The sequence below is a fragment of the Sphingomonas sanguinis genome, assembly GCF_019297835.1.
GTDB classification, from domain to species: Bacteria; Pseudomonadota; Alphaproteobacteria; order Sphingomonadales; family Sphingomonadaceae; genus Sphingomonas; species Sphingomonas sanguinis_D.
This window is the reverse complement of the sequence record NZ_CP079203.1, coordinates 2878414-2898838: the sequence shown is the minus strand read 5'-3', so window position 1 is coordinate 2898838 and position 20425 is coordinate 2878414. Positions and strand designations below refer to the sequence as shown.

Below are 20425 nucleotides of genomic sequence, written 5' to 3'. Positions count from 1 at the left end.
GCACGGCCCCGCGCTATCGGCGCCGAGGCAGCGGACCAACGAAGGTGATGATCGCGAAGCAGGCCTGAAGCGCAAGCAGGAGGAACGTCACGCTCGCGATCATCGGGACGACCTCGGGCCGCTGTCCGGCGAACAGGCCGGCGCAGGCCACGAACGCAAGATCCTTGTTCGGTATGACGGGGATGCGGGAGACGATCATCCGACCGGCCGACAGCAGCATCCACGCCGAGAGCGAAACGGCAGGGAGCGCGAGGTGCCAAGCCAGCGCGATGCCTGCGGCGACGGCAACGGTCCTGAGCGATTGAAGCAGCATGATCGTCACCAGCCCCGACGCGCTGCGCGCGCGGACGCGGTTCCAAGCGAGCACCGCCACGGGAACCAGGACGATGCCGAGCAGTCCGACACCTCCCCGGACGCCCACGTACCCGCTGGTGATCGCGCTCAGCGGTGCCCACATCGCCACTAGGAGCGCAAGCGTGACGATCGTGTTCATGAGCGACGAGACTACGGACAGGTCGCAGACGATCGTGAAGGCGCGTCGGGGATCTCCGAGTCTGCGGCGCAGCCAGATCAGGAAGTACGCGTCTCCGACGTAGCCGAAGAACAGATCGTTCAACGTCTGCTTGCGCACCAGGGGTACGACGGCTTCCCGCCCGATCCTCTCCAGGCGGCGGAGCGCGATCCAGTCGCACACCGGTTCGGTCAGGACGACCGCCACGCACACCAGCCAGAAGGCGGGATCCGCGGGGATCGCGCCCACGAGGCTCAGCGCGTCCTGGCCGCGCAGCTGCCGCATGATCAAGGCGATGGTCGCCGCTGTCGCGACGACGCCGAACCACGGCGCCACGATGGGCTCGCATCGGCGCCATAGCGCGGCGCCTCTCCGCATCGCCCTCCCGCCTGCGAAACGCTGCAGTGATGCGGTCATCATCCTGATCCTCGTTGCCGCAGCGGACCTGGGCCAGCGCGCCGGACGGATCCCGCGGATCCGTAGTGCGGTGGTCCCGCCACTGCTTCGTCAATGGGTCGGATGGAGCTGATCGGTTGGTACCCGTCGCATGCTCTTGAAACAGATTATCCGGGCTCGCGCAATGATCGTGGACACATCCCTGCAAGCAAGACTCCGGAAGGCTATCCGGCGATGGAAGGTCAGACGCCGTCAATTCGAAGGTGGCTTGGAGATACTGAACGAACTCTACGAGATGCCGGACCCGTGGCGCCTTTCCAGCGACCGGGAACAGGCCCGCTTCGCGGCTACGAACAGGCGTATCGAGGAACATCTTCCGGAGATCTCCTCCGTTCTGGAGATCGGTTGTGGCGAAGGCCTGCAGACGCGCTTCCTGATGGACGTCGCCGAGGAGGTGACAGGCCTCGAAGGCGCAGCCAGGGCGATTGCCCGGGCGCGCATCCTTCTGCCGTCCGTCGACTTCATCGAGGCCGACTTCGATGAGGACGTCCCATCGCTGGAGGGCAGGAGGTTTTCGCTCGTGACCATGTGCGAGATGCTCTGTTACCTGAAGGCTCCGGCCGCCGCGGTCCGCCGTGCGCAGGCTCACGCCGATCTCGTTCTCGTCACGATGTACGAACCCCTGGCACGCCCCTTGAAGCCCATCTTCTCCGGTCCGCAGTGGAGCAACCTTCCGCCGATCGTCGCCGACGGACGCACATGGCTGGTCCACCTCTGGACCCACCCGCCCCAGCAGGCGTCGCCGGGAACCGAGGGCCGCTTGGGCCATGCGAGGCGCAGGCGGCCGTTCTGAGGCGACGGACGAACCACGGCGGATCCTCGTCCTTCGAACCTGACGTCCTCGACGCGGGCACCGTGTCGGACGCGTCGCCACGGCGATCGAGGATCCCGCGACGCTGTGCCCGCGGCATGCCCGGCCACCTCCCGTCAAAGTCGAAGCGATGCGGCGCTGGCTCCCACCCTATCCGGCACGCCGACATTGCTCATGGGGGCCCGGTCGGAGAGGGTTGCGTCCACGATCGTCCGGATGGCCCGCCTGCTGCGGCAGCGCGACAGGCGCACGGCGCGTCCATCCGAAGCTCGGCGGTTCCGAAGCGGCTTTCTTCACAGGCACGGCCGGAGCGTCGTTCAAGCTGCACCCGATCGTGTTGACGTCGTCGAAATCCTTCGCGGGAGCTCCGGTCCAGCCCGCAGCCACAGGTGTGGACATGGCGCCCCTCGTTCTCGCTGGAGAGCGCCTGAAGCTGCCCAGCGCGGACGAACCGGTCGGCGGCCGATAGCGAGAAGACTCACTCCAACGGACGCATCGACAAGCCGCGGCGGTAGTTCAACACGACGCGCGTGCGAGTGCCGCCTGGGGAGACCGTCACCGACGCAGCCTCAGCCTTGGGCTTGGAGAAGCCGAGCTTTGGGTTTCCGCCGAAGCCGACGCCGTCGGGCACGAGACCGAACTTGTGGTTCCCGTCGCGGTCGTGGAGCACGACCAGCGCATACCGGCCGGCTGCCGGAGCCATGATGCAGAGCGATACGCGCGGGGACTGCGGCGTCGCGACGTCCACCCGACGAAACGTCTTTCCTGCCGCAAGGAGCTTGCCGTCGTCGGCCAGGAAGTCCCGGTCGTTGTCAGGATACAGTTCCACCCGCACCCGACCAGCACGGTCCTTCCATCCGTCCACCTCGACCTCGAGAGGCACACCGTCCCCGCTCTGCGTGCAGTTCGCAGTGCTCTGCGCTATCATGCTGAAGGCGGCGAGCAGAAGATCATTCATCATCGCGGGTCATCCATCCATGTTGATGGCGGTCGGGGTGGAACGGCGGATCAGGTGGATCGAAGCCTCACCCGGGCCTGCGGGAGACGTCATCCGCTCGTGACTTCGGGCGGAGCAGCCGGAGTCGTCAGGATCCCATCTCCCACGTACGTTCACGCAGGCGGGCGGCGAAGAGCCCTCTCCGTTCGAAGCGACGTCCAAGCCAGCGGAAGTACCAATCCTTCGCGGGGAACGGCACGACGTGGTAGAGGATGCGCTCCGTCAGCGACCACCTCAGCGGAAAGGTGCGTCTGTCTGAGGGACTGCACCAGTGCGACAGCGACATCGCCTGTCCCCCCTGCTTGAAGACCCTGTGCATGATCTCGTGGTCGCCCAGCAGATACGGCCATTTCACTTGGCAGTACCCGCCCGCGCGTCTCAGCGCGGCGGTTCGGAAGGACTGTCCGGCAGCACCGACATGCGCCTGTCGCGGCAGCAACCGTGAGATGCCGACCTGATGTAGAGCGGCTGCGATGTGACGCAGGAAGCCGCGATTCTTCGGGGAGTAGTAGGCGCATGCGGCCACCACCCCCTCGCTGCCCTCGTCGAGGAGCGCCTCCGCGTTGCGCAGGTAGTCCGAGGGATAGAAGGTGTCCGCGTCGCACGTGGCGACGAATTCGGTCTCGACGGCCTCCAAGCCCCGTGAGAGCGCTGCCGTCTGACCCGCTACCAAGTCGTGACGAAGGATGACGTAGTCCATATCGCAACCGAGCAAGGCCCTCACGCAGGTTTCGACGCTGCCATCGGTCGACCCGTTATCGACGAGAACGAGACGGAACGGCTCGGACTGGAGACACAGCTTGCGCAACGTAGTCCCGATCTCGGATTCCTCGTTGTAGAAGGCGAGCACCACGGTCCAGCGAGGCTGCTTCGCTCGTCGAGCAATCGATCCGATCGAGGCGTCGAACCCGGAAGAGGCCGACGGCCGATGCGGCTTGTGGGGGTCATCGTACGCCATCGTGCGACAGACGAAGCGACCGCGGCGTCACCTCACATGCTCGCCGATGAAGGGCATCTGGAGCCGCAGTGGGGGCTACGTCGCGCCTCCGCCATCGCCTGCAAGGCGCACATTGCAAGCGGTCGGCGGCGCCGTACGGCCGCCGGTCGCCGGATCGATCTCGGGGAGGGCAGGTCGGCGAAGACCGCATGGATGCACGCGGTGAACCGAGGGGAAATGAACCGCCGTCATCGACGAGGATCCACTCGGGATGATCACGGTAGCACCTCCGTCCGTCGATCCGCTCCTTCCAGCGGATCGACGGACGCTTCGATCACGCCGCCTCCGGGACGCCCCGGCCGGTGACGTCGTCGAACGCGCTTCCCGCTCGGGCGACGCGATCGGCAAGCCAGACTCGGGCCCGTGCAAGGCCCTCGAGCCGGTCGCTCCCGGGTGCATCCGTCAGGCGCACGATGCCATGCGCGGTGAGGCGGAAGGATCCTCCTACATCCGACGGGGGCACGATGGTGGCTTTCCCGCCGCACGCGGACATCCAGAGCCGACATCCGCCCTGCACATCGCATCGGCCGAAACGCGGCAGGAACAACGTGACGTCGTCAAGGGGTCTGGCCCGTCCCGATCCGAACGCGAGGTGCAGCACGTCGACGGCCGAGGTGATGGCGTGTCGAACCATCCGCGCGCGGTTCCCGGCATCCAGCCTACCACCTCCGGTCACGACGACCTCCGGCCCCAGGGTGCGGCCGTCGAGAAGCAGTTCGAGAAATGCGTGTGCGCAGGACGCCTCGGTCGCGGGATCAGACATGACGACGATCCGCACGAAGAGGCGTCCAGCCCCTTCCATGCCGACGCCGCCACGTCGAACAGGGTCGCCCGAACGGACCACTGTCGGCCGAACCCGGCGAACGCCGACCTTCGATCAAGCGACGTGGCGAAGCGCCTAGCGGCTCGAAGTCGCCGACGTCGTGCGGTCTGAGGCGCGCGGGAGTCGAGATGGCCTTGATCATCCGTCGGCCCTCCCGCTCTTCAGAAGCGTCATCAGGTAGCTCACGACGATAAGCGCCATGACGGCGAGCAACGACGCGAAGATGTAGATGATCGCAGAGATGTCATCCATTTATCGATCTCCAATCCAAGAGCATGCATGAGCGAGTGCGTTCCGCGTGTCGGACGCGACGCACCTCCGGTGTGACGGGATCCGGATCCGTCCCAGGCCTCCTTTCGGACGACGTGGAGGCCGATCATCCCGCATGGGCATAGACGGCACGATCCCCGACCCACCTCATCGTCATCCCGCCCGTTCGTCGCACGGACGGGACCGCTGATCGCTTGTTTTCAGGCCTGAATCGGGAGAGCGGCTGCTCGATCCGGTTGCGGTCGCATGGCGGACAGGAGCGAGTTGCCGCACCGTTGCTCATGACGGGCGGGATCGGCTTGACCGCGGCGCGCTCAGCGGCCGCGCAAGAATGAGGTCCGCGATCAAGCTAGTGGCGCCAGCCTGGCAGACGCCTTCGCGATCAGGTGCGATCTCGCGCGATCTCCCGAATGCGCCTTAGTCCTGCGCCGGACCGCACGGATCGGGCGCCGCACGGCGTCGGCGTGAAGCGATCGCGTTTGAGGCGGAGCCTGGTCGGCAACGTCTTCGGTGCGGCGAGAGCATCTCGTTGCCTGGAAGGCCCTCGCCGGCCGCCTTTCGAACGAGAAGGGACGCCCCATCGATCGACGAGGGGGCGGTAAACGCCGGAACGCCTTCGAGGCCAAGAGCGAGACAATCGCCGACGGACGACATCCCACGGCAAACCTCACCGGAGAACAATGCATGAAGAAGTACGTCATCGCCGCAATCACCACCGCGCTGATCGCGACCACCTCCGCCGCATCGGCCGCGCCGACCAATCCGGCGGCGGCGCTGTCGCTGGCCAAGTCGCATCGGGCCGTCACGAGGACGAAGGACGGCAGCAAGCTGGTCGGCAACGTCCTGGTTCCCGCTCTCGTCGCCGCGGCGGTGGTCGTCGGCATCGTCGTCGTCGCCTCCGACAAGAGCGACAGCAACTAGGCGCGCCGGACGGGGCGGACTTCCGACGCGCAGTTCCCCCCGTCCCTTGCCCCGGCACCCTACCAACCCGGAAACGGCACTTCGATCGCTTCTACAGGCGATGGCGTTGGATCGGAGCCGCGAGGCGGTCCCCGCCCCTTTATGTCTGGGCCCGGCAGCCTCCCCTCTCCCTCCAGCGCTACGTCCGTCGCATTCTCGCTCGGGATCGCGGTTTCAGCGTACGACCGGCCGCCGTGATGACCAGCGGCGAGACGTGCCACCTGCTCTCAATCCGGAAGGCATTCACACCGGCGCGTCGTGGATCGTCTCCATCACCACGAAGGTCGAGGTGCTGGCGACGTGCGGCAGCGACGAGAGATCCGCTCGCCAAGAACCTCGCGATAGCGGCGGATGTCGGCCATGCGCGCCTTCAGCAGAAAGGCGACGAGCATCCCGGCAGTCGGCGCTTCCGCAAGGCGGCCTGCTGACCACTCTTTCCCTGTGCGGGCTGAAACGTCGGAAGCCAGTTGCGGATGCGACGAAGGTCTACCAGGTCGGGCTGCGGGGCGGCCTGAGCAAGGCTGACGTCCGAAATCCTGATACGGGCGTCGTCAGCCCTGCCGATCGAGGTTGAGGACGGCGAGTGTCGCGGCTCGATGGTGGAACGGTCCTCCCGAGACGGCCGTGCGCCGCGCAGCGAAGTTCCTGGCCGAAGCCGACGCCGTGCCTCTTGTCAGAGCAGTGATCTCACGCAAGGAGATGAGCCGCTCCGCCAGCTTCAGTATCTCGGAAAGGGGTACAGTACGCTCGGGCCCCTGGCAGGTGCGCCATTCGTCGAGCAGGCCGTCAGCGAACCTTGCCTCTGTGTTGAGGACCGCGAAGGCGTCGCTCTTCGACATCCACGGATCGAAGCGGCGATCGGCATCGTCGAAGTCCGACTCGATACCGCGCAGCGCGATGGCATCGTTGCGACGCAGGACGACGCGCTCGGCAAGCGGTCGCGAACCGGACTTCATCACGAACGGCAGCCTTCCGTCGCCCAACGCCCTGAGAACGGCGCTCCAGGGCTTCAGCCTTCCGCCGATCCCCCACATCGCGCGCTTCAGTGGAACGTCGAAGCCATCCTCCTGCACCGCTGACTGCTCGGCCAAGGTCGCAAGCAGGTCGTCCAAGCTGGCACCTTCGACATGCAGCCTACCATCGACGTCGCGGATCGAGGAGGCCGAGCGGGTCAGGAGCCCCACGATGATCAGTTCCTCCACGCCGCGGTAGGTGCATCCGATCCGGGAAGCGGCATGCTCCGCCATCATCGAACCCATCAGGATGCTTCGCGAACGCTCGGCCGCATCCAATGGAAGTAGGGGCACGACCTTTCCTGCGTCGGTCAGACCCAGGATCGACGGAATGGTTCCCGCCCGCCTCCGCCGCACAACCTCGGTGGCCTTCAGGCCGGAAAGGCGGACGAAGGCACGGGCTTCCACATGCCCGGCCTGCCGTTCGAGGGCGGCGGCGCGCAGTTGACCGATCGCGCTCCCCAGCGGTGGGGAGACCCCGTTCCGTGCGTCCAGCGACAGCAGCATCGTCGTGGCGCCGTCGTTGCCGTCTCCGTGCCGCCCAGACCTGCGGGCGAGTTTCGCATCGCAGTGACGGAGCACCGCGTCCGGCCAGCCCATGAGCATGTCCCATGCTCCGGCTATCGCGTCGATGGTACGGTTCGGCTCCGCCATGTCGGCAGGCATCTGCGGGTTGCAGGTCGCCCGCACCGTGGGGTCAAGCACGCCCGACACCGCGCACAGCACGTCGAAGCATCCCCCCGGACCCAGCATCCTGAGGCTATCCGGGAGAGCCGCCATGCTCTCGCTCCGCCGTGACGCTTGCTGGTGCAGCAGGCCCGCTGCCAGGCGAAGCCGTGGGCGCAGGACTGCGGGGACGGGTGCGGTCGATCCTTCGCAGAGGGGCTGGGTGCAGACGTCGCAGAGCTCGATCCCCCAGGCGCGCGACCACCGTTGAAGGGATCCACACGCATGGCAGGCGTCCGTGATCAGGGTCCAGGACGTCTCGCAGAAGGGCAGCGGCCGGATCTGCCAGGAGGCCCGGTGCCACGGCTCGGACACGAGGGTGGCGGGAGCGAAGCGGCGGATGCGCTTCTCGATCATCCTACCGTCGATCGGCACGCCGAAGTAGCAGCGCCGGTGGATTTCGCCTGCGAGCGGACCATGTCGACGGGCGACGAGATCCTCCGTCCTGAGATCGAGTGCTTTCGCGAGCGAGGCGAGTTCCTCCCGGCCCGCGGCATGGTGCACCAGGCCGAAGAGGGACGTGCCGGCATCGGCGAGCAGTCCGCGGATGGTGCGTTCGCCCAAGGCTGCCGCACCCTCGATGACCAGCCCGCCGAGGGACTGGCCGGGTTTGGGGATGACGAGCGTCTCGATCGACACGTCAGTCCCCCTGGCCGCCGAGGTGGTCGAAGGCGGACTCTTCGCCGTGTTCGTGGTCCACGCGCGGTCCCTCGCCCGAGACCCTGGTACTCCCCGTTTCGAAGGACGCACTGGGATCGTCGAAGGGATTCCGGGCGACGAGCTGCTGCCGGACGCAGTATCGGCGCACGCCTTCCGCGAGGTCGTCCCTCACGATGGACGTTCCGCCCCGCTGGAGCGCCAGCACGAGCGCGGTCCGGACCGTCTTGACTATCGCGCGCAGCTTGCCCCGCGACGCACGGCAGAGGAGCCTTGGAACGTCTCCATCGGCGAGGCGGGCCGGTCGAAGGACGAGCCCCTCGTCCACCATCGTCTCGTCGATCTCGGCGAGGAACTCGCGCATGAGTTCGCTGTCGGCGGCGCGCTCCCAGACGAGGGGCGGCAGGTCGATGCAGTCGTCGAGCCGCTCATGGACCGAAGGCGCGGCGCGCAGCACCGTGCCGGCCTTCTCGCTGCCCGCAAGTACGACCGGGCATACGGAGGCGTCCATTATGCGCTCCTGGATCGAGAGCGCGATGGCTGCGCTCATCGTCGGGCGGCGGGCCGCCCGATTGAATTCGTCGACGAGAAGGATGCGGACATCGTGCCGTCGCATCATCTCTACCGCCCGATCCCACTGTACGGGCTCGGTGCCCGCATCGGGCCGCTTGGCGCCGAACGCCGCGAGGATCGCCTGCGGAACCGTGTCGGTCGTACCGCGCACGCCGATCTCGATCCTGAGCGCCGGCCGGCTTCCCTCCGGCGCGTCGGCGTTCGCCTCCCGCTCCGCCATCCTGAGCGTCTCGCTCTTGCCGGTGCCGATCGGCGCGACGAGGAAGCCGCCGCCGCAAGGGCTGCCAGGCGTTCGGCCCTCCGCGCCGTGCATCACGGAGAGGATGTCCTCTGCGGCATCCGTATGCGGGGGGAAGTCGCACCGGATAGCGTCGAACACGCTCTTCGCCGAGCCGATGCGACGGCTGCGGTCACGGGGCGATTCGTGTTCCGGAGCGGCGAAGTCCCACCCACCACTCACCGGAGGCCTCCCCGGGTCAGCCGCCCGCGCCGGGTGCGAGATGCGCCTGCCGCAGCGTCCGGCTCCGCATCGACGGTTGGGTCGGGTGGCGTGCCGCCGTCCTCGATACCCTTGCGCTTGCCGAGGATCTCCATGTCGAGCGCGGTGTAGCTCGCCGGATCCGCGGTGATGAAGCCTTCCAGATCGCCCGGATGCGAGCTGTGAACGTCGAGATCGATGATGTTTCCGACGATCGCCCTGAGACGGGGTATCTCCTTCAGCCGGGCCACCTCGGCGCGGCTGCGAGCCTTGGCCTTGGGGTCGATCGAACGGATCGCCGCGATGCGGCGGCTGCGCACCGCGATCCGATCGGCGGAGGTGTTGAAGCGGAGCTTCCTCTCTGCGGCGCGCCTCGCCAGATCGAGGTGGAACGCGAGCGGCATCCCTCGGGCGTACTCCTGATCGGCGCATTCGAGTTCGACGTACTCCTGACCGATGCGGTTCCAGACCCAGATCCTGGAGAGGTCCATCGGATCGAACCGGAACATGACCTTGGCGGCGGCGTCCTGCCGCCGCCGCCTGCCCGGCTCGGCCTTGACGAGGTCGTTCAGCAGTTCGGGAACGCGCGCGGCGTGCTGCCAGCGCAGCCCCCAGCGGGTGATGCCGCCCGCATCGACCTCCGCCTCGGGCACGATGTCCATGGTCTCGAGCCGGAAGCGGTCCAGATCCCGGAAGTTCATGATGCCGTGTCGGGCGGCCTCGCGCTGGAACACGTCGGCCGGAGCCTCGTCCCGGATGCCCGAATGCGGCTCCGTGTTGTACTCCGCGACCCACCAGTTCGCGACCGCCTCGAGCTCGTCCATGATCACGACGGCCTGTCCCTCGCCGTCGTAGTCGAGATGGCGCGCTTCGGCGATCGGAAGCACGCGACCGCTCATCTCCTGGCAGATCGCGGCGTTGGCCGTGCCGATGGCGCGCTCGCAGATGGCGCGATAGCGCGGCTTCTTCACCGGACAGTACCTGATGGAGAAGCCGAGCCCTCGGGCGGCGGCTTCGAAGAAGAGGGACCGGAACTCGGTCGCGTTGTCCACGATGATCTGGTCGGGCCTTCCGCGCAGCCGCCTGAGGATCGGATGGCGCTTCAGCAGCTCCGCAGGTGGGCGCTTCGGCATCGCCATCCGCCGCAGGATCTCTCCCACGGTCCAGATCGAGGGTGGCACGAAGGTGATGACGTGAGCCACGATGGCACGGGTGCGGACGTCTATGGCGAGGGTGAGCCATGGACGCCCCAGAACCATCTCCCGCGTGTCGTCCACGACGAACACGTCCATCTCGGTGTGATCGACGATGACGCGCTGCATGACATGATCCGCAGTGAGCGGTCGCCCCGCGCCACGCCAGTCCTGCTCCAGGGCGGCCTTGCCCTTCTTCGTCTGCTCGGTGTCGGCATCGAGCAGTTGGCGCACACGCCTGTAGAAGGTGCGCTCGGACACGGCCTTGTACGGCTTGGCCGGAGCGGGATGCACGGGATGGCGACCCGCATTCACGAGTCCGATCTCGTCGCAGTACAGCGACCAGGCGGTGGAAGTGCCGCCATTCACCGTCTTGTGGGTGAGCGCATGCTTCCAGAGGATCTCCTCTTCGACGTCGGTCCACCGCGATCTCGCCAGCTTCCCATTGAGCCGGATCATCTGGCGAGGGTGTCGACATCCCGGTACGCCCCGTTTCGACCGCCAGCTCTTGATCGTGCCGGGCAGATCGTGATCTCCCCACGCCGCCCTGTGCCGATCGGTCCAGCCGCCGTCCCGATCGAGGAAGGTCTCGATGGCCTTGGATCCGTTCTTCACTCCGGCGGCGTCGAGCAGTTCGATCTGAGCGAGCATCTTGTCGACCTCGGGATCGATCTCCCGCGCCTCCGCCATGGTCAGCTCGGCAGCATCGTTGAGGATGCGGACCCGATCCGGCGAGCGGGCGGAGACGACCGTCAGCTCCCCTCTCTCGAGCAGGTCGTCGAAGCCGGCGTCGGTCAGCAGACCGGTCACCCCGTCCGGCCCCTTCGTCACGAATGGCATCCCGGTCACGGCGTTGCGCAGATCGTGACGGCCGCTGAGGTATCCGTGGAAGTGGTGGTCGACGCCCCTGATGCGCACGATGATGCTGCGGTCGTTTCGGTAGTACGGTTCCATGTCGTCTTGCTCTCCTTCCGATCGCCCGCGCCGACTGGAACAGGGCGGATGGACGCCGCGCACGGCTGGCGGCGGGCCGCGTGCGGCTGATCGGCAAGCCTCGGCCGAGGGAGCGGCCTGGACCGCCCCCTCGGCCCGGCCGCCTAGTGGATCGTGGGCGTTGCGGTCCGATCCTGTTCCGCGGCCGACGAGAGGGCGGCGCGGACGTCGTCGACACGCCTGCGGAAGGCGGTGGGGGTCGCCATCCCCAGGTTGACCCCGCCGTAGCGGTGCCGGATCGGGATCAGTGCCCGGAGGTAGACGTCGTACCCGTCCAGCGCGTCGAGATCCGGGTCGCCGAGGTGCACGAACGCTGCGAGCGTCAGGGCCTCGTCGGCCGAGCGTCGCGCATCCATGCGATCGGCGGCGCCGGACGATCCGTGCGATCCGGCGGAGGCCGGCGATCCAGCCGCTGCCTGCTTGGGAGGATTGCCGCTCGCGTGTGGTCTCGAGGCGCGACCGGTCGACCTGACGAACTCCTTGCCGGCGCGCCGGAGGTGATCGGGCATTTCACCGGCGGGCGGCAAGGGCCCGCCGTCCTCACCGGACGCGTGGGTCTTGCCTGAGCCATCCGGGATGGTCGCGGGGTCGGCGCCGGGTTGGTGGCGGTAGGTCTGGTCTCCGGCGCCGGAGGCCGGAACGTCGTCGGTGCTGGGCTTCGTCCGCATGATGCTGCCTTTCCTGTGCTTCGGACGTGCGCCGGCCATCGGCCGACCGCTGCGCGCGCGTCTCCGTTCGATCCGACCGCGGCGCCGGATCCGGTCTGGCGCCACGACGGCGCCGGATGTGGTGAACCGATCCCTCGGCCCGGCGTCAGGCCGCCGCGGTAGCGGCGTCGTCGATGACGACGTGCCATTCGACGATGGTGCGCGACCAAGGGTCCATGACGAAGCTCAGGCGGGGCCTCCCGCTCGCGCCCTCGCGTGCGGCGGCCGTTCCGGGGGAGGACGTGCCGGCGTCGTCGGTGATGGATTGGGGGACCTGATCGAGCATGTCGTTCTCCTCAGTGGATGGCGGTGGCGGGATGGAGGGTGATCGGCAGGTCGTCGCGGACCCGCTGCGCGAGGTCGATCTCGACACGCCGGCGGATCACGAGGGCCTGAGCGGAAGCGACGGCGCCGATGCGATCGCGTCGATCGAGCAGCGAGACGAGCTCGCCCCACGTCGCCATCGGGCCGTGACCCGCGATGCGATCGTCGAAGGCGTCGAGCTGGCGGCGCGACACGTGCGCGAACCCCCTCGACGCGAAGATGTGCGCGTTCCTGCGGTGGCGGATGCTCTGGAAGATCTCGCGGCGGAAGACGACGGAGTAACCGATTCCCGCCCGCCTCAGTATCTCGGAGGCGACGGCGATGTTGCGGCGCAGTCGTGCGTCGCGCAGATCGTTCTCGTCCCGCTTGATCTCGCGGACGGCGATCCCGCCCCCCTCGCGGTAGAGGACGACGTCCGGGTCATGGCGCCCGCCCGCCCAGCGCACGCTCATCCCCTCGGTCACGATGGCGGTCGTGGCATGGGCCACCTGCTGGCTGATCACGTAGTTCTCGGCGGTAGCGCCCTCCACGTGCAGCATGCGGTGCGACTTGGGGCAGTTCATGATCGCCACCTCGCTCGCCTTCTTGCCCGTGAAGGTCCTGAGCGACCGGCCGTCATGCGAGATCCTGATCGAACCCAACGAGACGAGATCGTCATCGGGTTCGTTCTCCTCGACCAGTCGTCGGACGCGCAGGCGGCCGGGATCCGGCTCCTGGGTCTCGTCGAGGAACGTGTTCGGCCAGTCCTCGATGGCCAGGATCTGTTCGACGAGCGGCTGGACCGGCATCAGCCGTTCGCGTCGGATCCGGGTCTGCAGGCCCGTGAAGGAGGGCTTTCTGATGGCAAGCTCGCGCGCGGCCCTGACCGCCTCCCCCGGATTCGGAACCACGTCAGTCGGAGCCTGGACCGATCCCATGCTCATGCCCGGATCCCAGCGGTCGACGCCCGCCATGCTTCGCGCTTCGTCGCACCCGTCTCGACGGGCGTCGCCTGCGTGAACCAGCGGTGGGAGGCTGCGATCACTTCGACGTCGATCGGCATCGCGGAGGCGCGTCCCGATAGCAGCATGCGACTGAAGGCCGCGTCCTCGATGAAGCAGGTTTCTTCGGTGGCGAAGCCGGTCTGCGCGTCGATCATGGTGCGCCAGCCGCCTCCGCGGTTCCTCGACAACCAGACGTAGCCGTCCATTTCGACCGTTTCGTACGTGACCCGCGCCGTGACGCGATCGGACTCCCCGCAGGAAGCGGTCGCCACGGCACCGGATCCGGACGCACCCCATGCAGCCGAACGGCCGCACCGGACGGCGGGGATGAAGGGATCGGTCCTTACACCGTCGTCATGGACGCCGATGTCGTCGGCACCGCTCGAAGCGGATCGTTGATCGGCGTGCAGCATGGCGGCACCTTCTGCGGTGAGGTCGAGGAAGGAGCGGTCATGCCCCGGCCGGGGGAAGGACCTTCCGGGAAGGCGGCTGAAGCCCTCGAACGGCGGGGCCGGCATCTGTCCGCTCGGTAGTGGCGATCAGTGGATCGTCGGCAAGCTCTCGTCGCGAGCCAGGAGCCGATGCGGAGCGATCTGTCCGAGCACCTCTCCCACGACCTTCACCCGGTGGCGGAAGGTCGGGAGGTCGGTCGGCCCCATGGCGTCACCGTCACCGGCATGAGAGAGCTGGCTGACCTCGTCGACGTACATGCGGTGCGCCGAAGCCATCGATCGCCCGGGGTGGGTGAGGACGGTCACGGCGGCGGCGTTCATCGCAGCGTCGGACATTTCGAGCCGTTCGGCGTCCGTCTTCACCTTCGCCACGGAACGGCAGAGCTCCACCCGCACAGGCGGCTGGCGCTCGTCGATGGCCTCGTCACGACCGAGGAGCCGATGGATCACCGTCATGCCGCCGTTCCCGCGAGGGCAGAAATCCGGCCCTCCGGCCATGACCACTTGGAGGCGCCCCTTCTCCACCAGACGGTCGATCGTGGCCGTATCCGGAAGGCGGAGGCTGCCGTCCGGGGCGATGGCCGTGAGCACGCGTCCCGAACCATCGAGGAGCAGCGGCAGTCTGCCGTACTGGCGGAGCGTGTACATGACGCCGCTGTCGGTCAGCAGCATGCAAGTGTTGTTCGGAACGTTCATGGAGGGCTTCCTTCCGCGGCGCGCGCGTCGGCGCTTCGCCGATCGCGATGCGATCCTCGTGCATTTCTTCTTCTGCAGGTTCGTTCGACTGGCGGGCCCTCTCGGACACGGCCCTGATGTCAGATGCCGTTTCCGGTCAGCTCGTGTCCGGGTGTCCGTCGGCGCTTGAGCCGTCGCCTTTCATGTCCATGCGCCCGCTCCGGCCGATCATCATCGTCATACTTTCGACTTCTATTCTGGACTGACTAAACGACTATACGCATGGTGTCAATGAATGTTCATTCATGCGCTGCGAAAACTCGAATGACCGTATTGTCATGCGACCTGCCGGGGGGTAGCGGCAGGTCGATGCAGGAGCGGGAGTTCATGACGGCGGACGGACTGGCGATCGGTGCCGAAAGGATCAGGGCCGAGGTGGAGAGATGGCTCACCTTCCCCGGAGGGTCTGACGGATTGGAGCCGCAGCGGCCTGGGATCGATCCCGAGCGAGAGGTCGATGCTTGGCTTTCCTTGGACGAGGCGTCGCGCGCTCGGCTGGAGGAACGGCTGAGGGTCCTGTCCCGGCTGCGTCGGGAGGGACGTCGGGGCGATGCTGCGCGCGTCGCGACCGAACTCGAGATGAGCAGGCCGAATGTCGTCCGCCTGATGAAGCGGATGGATGAGGTCGGGCCCGTTACGGGTCTCGTCACGCAGAAACGGGTTCAGGTGCCGAGATCCGTCATCCGGGACGGCTTCCCCGAACCTGTCGAGGAATGGCTTCAGGCCGAACTCGCCGCCCATCCCGCGATTTCGGCAAGCGATCTGGAGGCTCGTCTGAGGGAGCGGTGCCGCGTCGCCGCCGAATCCGTGGATCTGCCCAGCGCATCGGCGCTGCGCAGGCGCATCGAGCATCTCAGAAAGCTCGGCTTCGCCGTGGCCGAGAGCGGTCCACGATTGGGTCGGAGCCTTCTGGTCGACGCCGGATGGGTGGATCTCTGGGTCCAGGGTGGAAGCTCAACGGGATCGGAGCCAGGCCAGGTCCGCGTCATGTTCATGATCGACGTGGGCACCCGACTGATCTGCGGTGCCCACGCGTACCTAAAGCCGCATGCAGGGGAGCTGTCGGGACTGCTCGGAGACGTCCGGCGGAGGTTCCCGGACTTTGCCACCATGCAGATGCCAGTCGCAGATGCGGTCGAGACGGTGCGCTGGGTCGTGCCGTCCGAACTGTCCTCCCGGTCGTCCTTCGTAGGCGCCTACGTCCCAGCCGAACGCAGACCAAGGTTCCAGCTGGCGAAGCGCCACGTGCGTCGTCTGGAAACTGATCTGCTCAGCGAGATCGGCGACCGACTCGGTGGTCTCCGACTCAGCCCTCGCCCCGCCGCCGCCGATGCTTCGTCTCGCGTCCTGCCCGCCATTGGCGAGGCGGTCTACCTGCTTTCCCGGGAGGTGGAGAACCACAACGGCTCGATCGTGCGCACGCTGCTGGATCAAGGGGCGACATCCACCGTCGGGAGCCGAGGCCGGACCGCCAACACGGCCCGCGCGGACGCCTTGGTCCGCGACATCGTCGCCATGTTCGTATCGGTTTCCATCGATGACGACGTCCTGGAGCCGGCGGTCCGTCGCGCGTACTCCTAGGTGTAGCGGCTCGCAAACACGGCGGCGTCTGCTCGCCATCGGAGCGATTTTGTGCTCACGCTCTCTGCCACTGGCGGGCGGCATCGTGCTCGAATTAGCTGCCAGCGTGCTCGCCATCATCCGGCGCTGCTCGCAATCGGAGATGGCTGCCCACATCATCCGCTCCGGGCGGATGCCAAAGGCGGATTCATCTCACCGGCCGGATCGTCCCATTTCTCCGTCTCCAACCGGCCATTTTGAGAATGAGCAATCGGGAACATATTTTGGGAAACGACTGCTTCCATGCCGTCCAGCGGGCCTTGCGGACGTCAGCCGTCCCGACCATCCTTCCTTTACGGGAACGCCGATCAGGCTCTGGTTAGCTCAGTTTTGCGCGTGATAGTCCAATGCTCCAGTCGTTTGTAGACGATCACCTTGTCGCCGATCAGATCTCCATGCCGGCGACAGAAGAGGTCGAGCTGATCGCGATCGCCGACCAGTTCGACACAGATCGTCAGATGCGGATCGGCAATTTCCGAGCCGTTCTCCCGGATCGGTTCGTGATTGCTGAAGCCGTAATGGGTATTTTGCGCGACGGCGTTGATGATGCCGTCCGCCTTCGCGGTGCGAATCAGCTCGCGATAGAGCGGCTTTGCCCCCCAGAAGCGACGCGGGCCGATCTTGTCGGACGGTTTCAGATAGATGCGCAGCATCCCGACTTCGCGGTGATGGACGGTGAAACGATTGGGCATGACGGGCTTTCGACAGGAAACAGGATCAGGCGCGCGTGCGCCGGCGAGAAGCGCGGTGCGTGCGGGCATCGCGCAGGGTCGCGTCGGGTGTGAGGTGTGCGGCAGGTACCTTTGGCACAGCGACGCGCTGCGACAGGTAGATGCCGTTGTGGCCTGAGCAGAGGTAGGCGACGAAGCACGCGACTGCGATCGGCACCGCATAGGCCGCGCCGAACAACTCGATCCCCATGAACGTGCAAGCCAGCGGTGTGTTGGCCGCGCCCGCGAACAGCGCGACGAAGCCGATCGCTGCGAATAGCCCCGACGGTACTCCGAACATCGGCGCGAGCGCATTGCCGAGCGCCGCGCCGATAAAGAACAGCGGCGTGACCTCGCCCCCCTTGAAGCCCGCGCTCAGGGTCACGACGGTAAAGAGCAGCTTCAGCGCCCAGCTCCACGAGTGCGTATCGGGACCAAAGAAGCTGGCGATGGTCAGGCTGTCCGGTGTCGCGGCGAGCGTACCCAGGCCAAGATAGTCGCGGGTTCCGAGCAGCCAGACCAGCGCAATCACGGCCAGCCCGCCGATAACGGGTCGTAGTGGGCCATAGGGGATCACGCGCTTCAACCATCCGCCCAGCGCGTGATTGGCCTCGGCAAAGGTCAGCCCGGTCAGACCGAAGGCAATGCCGGCGACACCGGCCTTGGCGACGAGCAGCGCGTCGACCGGCACCAGCGCATCGACATGGTAGACGCCGTGATGAATGCCCCAGGCAAGACAGGTCCAGTCACCGACCAGCGCCGCGACCAGGCATGGCACCAGCGCGCGATACTCGACCCGACCGATCGCCAGCACCTCCAGTGCAAAGACCGCGCCCGCAATCGGCGTCCCGAAGACCGCGCCGAACCCAGCCGCGATCCCGGTCATAAGGAGGGTGCGTGTCGCTTCCGCATCCAATCTGAGCGCGCGTCCAAACCCGCTGGCAAGACTGCCGCCCAACTGCACGGCGGTGCCTTCACGTCCCGCCGATCCCCCGAACAGATGTGTCACGACCGTGCCGAAGAAGATGAGCGGAGCCATGCGCAGCGGCACGCCGCCCCCCGGTTCGTGGATTTGCTCGACGATGAGGTTGTTGCCGCCTTCGACCGAGCGCCCTGTCAGATGGTAGAGCAGTCCGACCACGAACCCGCCGATCGGCAGCAGGTAGAGCAGCCAGGGAAAGGCGAAGCGAAGCCGGGTTACGGCGTCGAGGCTCCGCAGGAAGGCCGCGCAGAGCGTTCCCACCGCTGCGGCCATCGGGACCAGGATCAAAGCCCACCGCAGTACCGACGTGGCATGGGTGCGGCGATCGCGAATGAACGCTGCCATGTTGAACTGGTCATAGAGATTGCGAAATGTCGCGCGCACGATTCCTCCTTGCTGCCTTGCGGCGCCTGGTAGGAATCATCGGCCCTTGCGAGGGCGGTTCGACCGAATGGCCCGGCGGAAATCCATCGCCGTGCCTGCGCATATGCTGTCCGACCGCGACCCGGTCAACCAACCGCAGAAGCATGAGACTATCGTTTTGGTGAGGACCGATAAAATGGCTTTGGCCACGGAATAAACCCCGACGAGCATCGTCTACGCTTTCGAGACCGATGCGCTGGAGGCTTATGCGTAGACGAGATTGGATGCTGGGTCTGACGGCTTCGGCCCTACTTACCGGCGCAGTCGCGGCCGCCCCCGCCGATGGCTACGCTACCATGATGTCTGTCGCGATGGACCGGATGATGGCGGGCATGATGGTCAAGCCGTCCGGTGACGTCGACCGCGACTTCGTGGCGATGATGCTTCCGCATCATCAGGGTGCCATCGATATGGCGGTGGCGGAGCTGCGCTACGGCCATAACGAGCAGCTCAAGCGCATCGCGCAGGAAATCATCATCGATCAGCAGCAGGAGATCGCCGCCATGAAGCTGGCGATCGGCCAGCCGCTACCGCCTTCGACGCCAGCCCCGACGCAGGGCGGCGACCACCATAGCCCTATGGAGCACTGACATGATCCGGACCATCCTGCGCTCGGCCGCCTTGCTGATGAGCGCCGCACCGGGCCTCGCCATGGCCCAGCAGGCGCCGTGGAACGCTAAGGACATGCCCGTCAGCCACCGCGACCGCGTCTATGCGTCTGAACAATTCTCCAACACGGTGTCGGTGACCGACCCGGCCGACAACCGGCTGCTCGGCGTCATCAAACTCGGCGATCCCCAGCCGATGAACTTCTCCCCGCTCTACAAGGGACAGGTGCTGGTTCACGGCCTGGGCTTCTCGCCGGACGGGAAGACCTTGGCGGTCGTGTCGATCGGATCGAACGCCGTGTCGTGGATCGACACCGCCACCAACACCGTCAAGCACACGACCTATGTCGGGCGCAGTCCGCACGAGGCGTTCTTCACGCCGGACGGCAAGGAGGTGTGGGTCACGGTCCGCGGCGAGGATTATATCGCCGTGCTCGACCCCACGACGTACAAGGAGACGGGGCGCATCAAGACGCCCGGTGGTCCGGGCATGACGATCTTCTCTCCCGATGGCCGGTACGGCTATGTCTGCTCTTCGTTCAATCCGGTATTGGCTGTGTTCGATGTCGCGACCCACGCGCAGGTCGGACAGGTGGCGCAGCCAAGCCCCTTCTGCCCCAACATCGCCGCGACGCCGGACGGCAAGCAAGTGTGGTTTACGCTGAAGGACATCGGCAAGACGGTCGCATTCGATGCTCGGCCACCCTTCGCGATCCTGAAGGTGCTGGATACCGGGCCTATCACGAACCATGTCAATTTCGCCCGCACGGCCAAGGGGCAGTTCGCGTATGTGACGGTCGGCGGAGAGAATGTGGTCAAGGTGTTCCGCACGTCCGACTTCACGCCGGTGGCAACAATTCCGGTCGGCAAGATGCCGCACGGTGTTTGGCCATCGGGCGACGGCCGGCGCGTTTATGTCGGGCTAGAGAATTCCGATGAGCTGGCCGCGATCGACACTGCCGGCAACACGGTCGTCGCTACCGTGCCGGTCGGACAGGCACCGCAGGCGATCGCCTATGTGTCGAACGCAGTTCCGACAGGCCCCGGCACCGACAATCTCCAGCCGCTCGGCACAGCGGGCAAGGCGCTGCATCTGACCATGGGGCCGATTGGCGGCAAAGGTACGGCAAGCAGCATCACCCTCTTCGACCAGGGCATCATTCAGGTCGTGCAGAGTGCCGTTACCGGTTTGCAGCCCAAGAAGCCTTACATGCTCGTACTGACCGCCAATGCGGACGGCAGCGGCGCTGTAGAGCCGCTTGCGAACTTCATGAGCAACCCGGCAGGTGCGGCGATCGTCAACGCATCGGGTCCGATCCGCCAGATCGTTCAGGGCAGCACCGCGACACCCCGGCGCTTTCTGGCGGTTGCGGAGGTGGTGAACGGCGCGCCGGGGCGCATCGTGCAGGTGCAGCGCGACTGA

19 protein-coding genes, 1 pseudogene and 1 riboswitch are annotated in these 20425 nt (G+C 66.6%); of the genes and pseudogenes, 5 read left to right on the top strand and 15 right to left on the bottom strand.

Annotated elements, in window-relative coordinates:
* Window positions 1–13: 13 nt before the first annotated feature.
* On the bottom strand, window positions 14–928 hold the full coding sequence (locus KV697_RS13605; protein WP_219018640.1) for a hypothetical protein: 915 nt from the start codon (window positions 926–928) through the stop codon (window positions 14–16).
* A gap of 163 nt (window positions 929–1091) precedes the next feature.
* Here KV697_RS13605 and KV697_RS13600 point away from each other — a divergent pair, with 163 nt between their 5' ends.
* Window positions 1092–1760, top strand: coding sequence for a class I SAM-dependent methyltransferase (locus KV697_RS13600; RefSeq protein ID WP_219018639.1), 669 nt, complete (start codon window positions 1092–1094; stop codon window positions 1758–1760).
* A gap of 496 nt (window positions 1761–2256) precedes the next feature.
* On the opposite strand, the gene KV697_RS13595 is transcribed toward KV697_RS13600, so the two are convergent.
* The 3 genes from KV697_RS13595 to KV697_RS13585 form a co-directional block, all read right to left on the bottom strand.
* Entirely contained in the window at window positions 2257–2739 is a 483-nt protein-coding gene (locus KV697_RS13595; RefSeq protein ID WP_219018638.1) for a DUF2141 domain-containing protein, read from the bottom strand.
* Between the two features lie 124 nt (window positions 2740–2863).
* Window positions 2864–3733, bottom strand: coding sequence for a glycosyltransferase family 2 protein (locus KV697_RS13590; protein WP_219018637.1), 870 nt, complete (start codon window positions 3731–3733; stop codon window positions 2864–2866).
* Window positions 3734–4046: 313 nt separating this feature from the next.
* Window positions 4047–4550: a hypothetical protein gene (locus KV697_RS13585; RefSeq protein WP_219018636.1), complete on the bottom strand. Its 504-nt coding sequence runs from the start codon at window positions 4548–4550 to the stop codon at window positions 4047–4049.
* A gap of 999 nt (window positions 4551–5549) precedes the next feature.
* Between KV697_RS13585 and KV697_RS13580 the strand changes: the two genes are divergently transcribed.
* Window positions 5550–5786, top strand: a complete 237-nt coding sequence (locus KV697_RS13580; protein WP_257575334.1) for a hypothetical protein — start codon at window positions 5550–5552, stop codon at window positions 5784–5786.
* Between the two features lie 282 nt (window positions 5787–6068).
* Here KV697_RS13580 and KV697_RS20140 read toward each other — a convergent pair.
* The 9 genes and pseudogenes from KV697_RS20140 to KV697_RS13540 all read right to left on the bottom strand — a co-directional run.
* A pseudogene (locus KV697_RS20140) lies at window positions 6069–6205 on the bottom strand (Lrp/AsnC ligand binding domain-containing protein); the annotation flags it as partial.
* A gap of 171 nt (window positions 6206–6376) precedes the next feature.
* Window positions 6377–8203 (bottom strand): hypothetical protein, encoded by a 1827-nt coding sequence (locus tag KV697_RS13575; RefSeq protein ID WP_219018635.1) that lies wholly within the window; start codon window positions 8201–8203, stop codon window positions 6377–6379.
* A gap of 1 nt (window position 8204) precedes the next feature.
* On the bottom strand, window positions 8205–9173 hold the full coding sequence (locus KV697_RS13570; RefSeq protein ID WP_219018634.1) for a TniB family NTP-binding protein: 969 nt from the start codon (window positions 9171–9173) through the stop codon (window positions 8205–8207).
* Between the two features lie 77 nt (window positions 9174–9250).
* The gene (locus KV697_RS13565; RefSeq protein ID WP_219018633.1) at window positions 9251–11419 is read right to left on the bottom strand and encodes a Mu transposase C-terminal domain-containing protein; all 2169 of its coding nucleotides are present in this window, start codon (window positions 11417–11419) and stop codon (window positions 9251–9253) included.
* 143 nt (window positions 11420–11562) lie between these two features.
* The gene (locus KV697_RS13560; protein WP_219018632.1) at window positions 11563–12126 is read right to left on the bottom strand and encodes a hypothetical protein; all 564 of its coding nucleotides are present in this window, start codon (window positions 12124–12126) and stop codon (window positions 11563–11565) included.
* A 145-nt stretch (window positions 12127–12271) separates the two neighbouring features.
* Entirely contained in the window at window positions 12272–12451 is a 180-nt protein-coding gene (locus KV697_RS13555) for a hypothetical protein (protein WP_219018631.1), read from the bottom strand.
* A gap of 10 nt (window positions 12452–12461) precedes the next feature.
* Window positions 12462–13442, bottom strand: a complete 981-nt coding sequence (locus KV697_RS13550) for a hypothetical protein (protein WP_219018630.1) — start codon at window positions 13440–13442, stop codon at window positions 12462–12464.
* Window positions 13409–13990, bottom strand: coding sequence for a hypothetical protein (locus KV697_RS13545; protein WP_219018629.1), 582 nt, complete (start codon window positions 13988–13990; stop codon window positions 13409–13411). The genes KV697_RS13550 and KV697_RS13545 overlap by 34 nt, the downstream gene beginning before the upstream one ends.
* Window positions 13991–14011: 21 nt before the next feature.
* On the bottom strand, window positions 14012–14596 hold the full coding sequence (locus tag KV697_RS13540; protein WP_219018628.1) for a hypothetical protein: 585 nt from the start codon (window positions 14594–14596) through the stop codon (window positions 14012–14014).
* Window positions 14597–14986: 390 nt separating this feature from the next.
* Between KV697_RS13540 and KV697_RS13535 the strand changes: the two genes are divergently transcribed.
* Window positions 14987–16240: a hypothetical protein gene (locus KV697_RS13535; RefSeq protein ID WP_219018627.1), complete on the top strand. Its 1254-nt coding sequence runs from the start codon at window positions 14987–14989 to the stop codon at window positions 16238–16240.
* Between the two features lie 347 nt (window positions 16241–16587).
* On the opposite strand, the gene KV697_RS13530 is transcribed toward KV697_RS13535, so the two are convergent.
* Window positions 16588–17040 (bottom strand): DUF190 domain-containing protein, encoded by a 453-nt coding sequence (locus tag KV697_RS13530; RefSeq protein ID WP_204200589.1) that lies wholly within the window; start codon window positions 17038–17040, stop codon window positions 16588–16590.
* The gene (locus tag KV697_RS13525) at window positions 16997–18355 is read right to left on the bottom strand and encodes a voltage-gated chloride channel family protein (RefSeq protein WP_042489218.1); all 1359 of its coding nucleotides are present in this window, start codon (window positions 18353–18355) and stop codon (window positions 16997–16999) included. The genes KV697_RS13530 and KV697_RS13525 overlap by 44 nt, the downstream gene beginning before the upstream one ends.
* 23 nt (window positions 18356–18378) lie before the next feature.
* Window positions 18379–18455: riboswitch (Fluoride riboswitch) on the bottom strand.
* Between the two features lie 163 nt (window positions 18456–18618).
* Between KV697_RS13525 and KV697_RS13520 the strand changes: the two genes are divergently transcribed.
* Window positions 18619–18984, top strand: coding sequence for a DUF305 domain-containing protein (locus KV697_RS13520; RefSeq protein ID WP_219994278.1), 366 nt, complete (start codon window positions 18619–18621; stop codon window positions 18982–18984).
* Window position 18985: 1 nt separating this feature from the next.
* Window positions 18986–20425 (top strand): YncE family protein, encoded by a 1440-nt coding sequence (locus tag KV697_RS13515; RefSeq protein WP_007406255.1) that lies wholly within the window; start codon window positions 18986–18988, stop codon window positions 20423–20425.

Excerpts from the sequence above, each read along its gene's own strand:
- KV697_RS13520 (WP_219994278.1), top strand. The coding sequence starts at position 18,619 with ATGCTGGGTCTGACGGCTTCGGCCCTACTTACCGGCGCAGTCGCGGCC.
- KV697_RS13535 (WP_219018627.1), top strand. The coding sequence starts at position 14,987 with ATGACGGCGGACGGACTGGCGATCGGTGCCGAAAGGATCAGGGCCGAG.
- KV697_RS13560 (WP_219018632.1), bottom strand. The coding sequence starts at position 12,126 with ATGCGGACGAAGCCCAGCACCGACGACGTTCCGGCCTCCGGCGCCGGA.
- KV697_RS13545 (WP_219018629.1), bottom strand. The coding sequence starts at position 13,990 with ATGCCGGCCCCGCCGTTCGAGGGCTTCAGCCGCCTTCCCGGAAGGTCC.
- KV697_RS13565 (WP_219018633.1), bottom strand. The coding sequence starts at position 11,419 with ATGGAACCGTACTACCGAAACGACCGCAGCATCATCGTGCGCATCAGG.
- KV697_RS13580 (WP_257575334.1), top strand. The coding sequence starts at position 5,550 with ATGAAGAAGTACGTCATCGCCGCAATCACCACCGCGCTGATCGCGACC.
- KV697_RS13595 (WP_219018638.1), bottom strand. The coding sequence starts at position 2,739 with ATGATGAATGATCTTCTGCTCGCCGCCTTCAGCATGATAGCGCAGAGC.
- KV697_RS13530 (WP_204200589.1), bottom strand. The coding sequence starts at position 17,040 with ATGCCCGCACGCACCGCGCTTCTCGCCGGCGCACGCGCGCCTGATCCT.
- KV697_RS13605 (WP_219018640.1), bottom strand. The coding sequence starts at position 928 with ATGACCGCATCACTGCAGCGTTTCGCAGGCGGGAGGGCGATGCGGAGA.
- KV697_RS13540 (WP_219018628.1), bottom strand. The coding sequence starts at position 14,596 with ATGCTGCTGACCGACAGCGGCGTCATGTACACGCTCCGCCAGTACGGC.
- KV697_RS13550 (WP_219018630.1), bottom strand. The coding sequence starts at position 13,442 with ATGGCGGGCGTCGACCGCTGGGATCCGGGCATGAGCATGGGATCGGTC.
- KV697_RS13600 (WP_219018639.1), top strand. The coding sequence starts at position 1,092 with ATGATCGTGGACACATCCCTGCAAGCAAGACTCCGGAAGGCTATCCGG.
- KV697_RS13590 (WP_219018637.1), bottom strand. The coding sequence starts at position 3,733 with ATGGCGTACGATGACCCCCACAAGCCGCATCGGCCGTCGGCCTCTTCC.
- KV697_RS13515 (WP_007406255.1), top strand. The coding sequence starts at position 18,986 with ATGATCCGGACCATCCTGCGCTCGGCCGCCTTGCTGATGAGCGCCGCA.
- KV697_RS13555 (WP_219018631.1), bottom strand. The coding sequence starts at position 12,451 with ATGCTCGATCAGGTCCCCCAATCCATCACCGACGACGCCGGCACGTCC.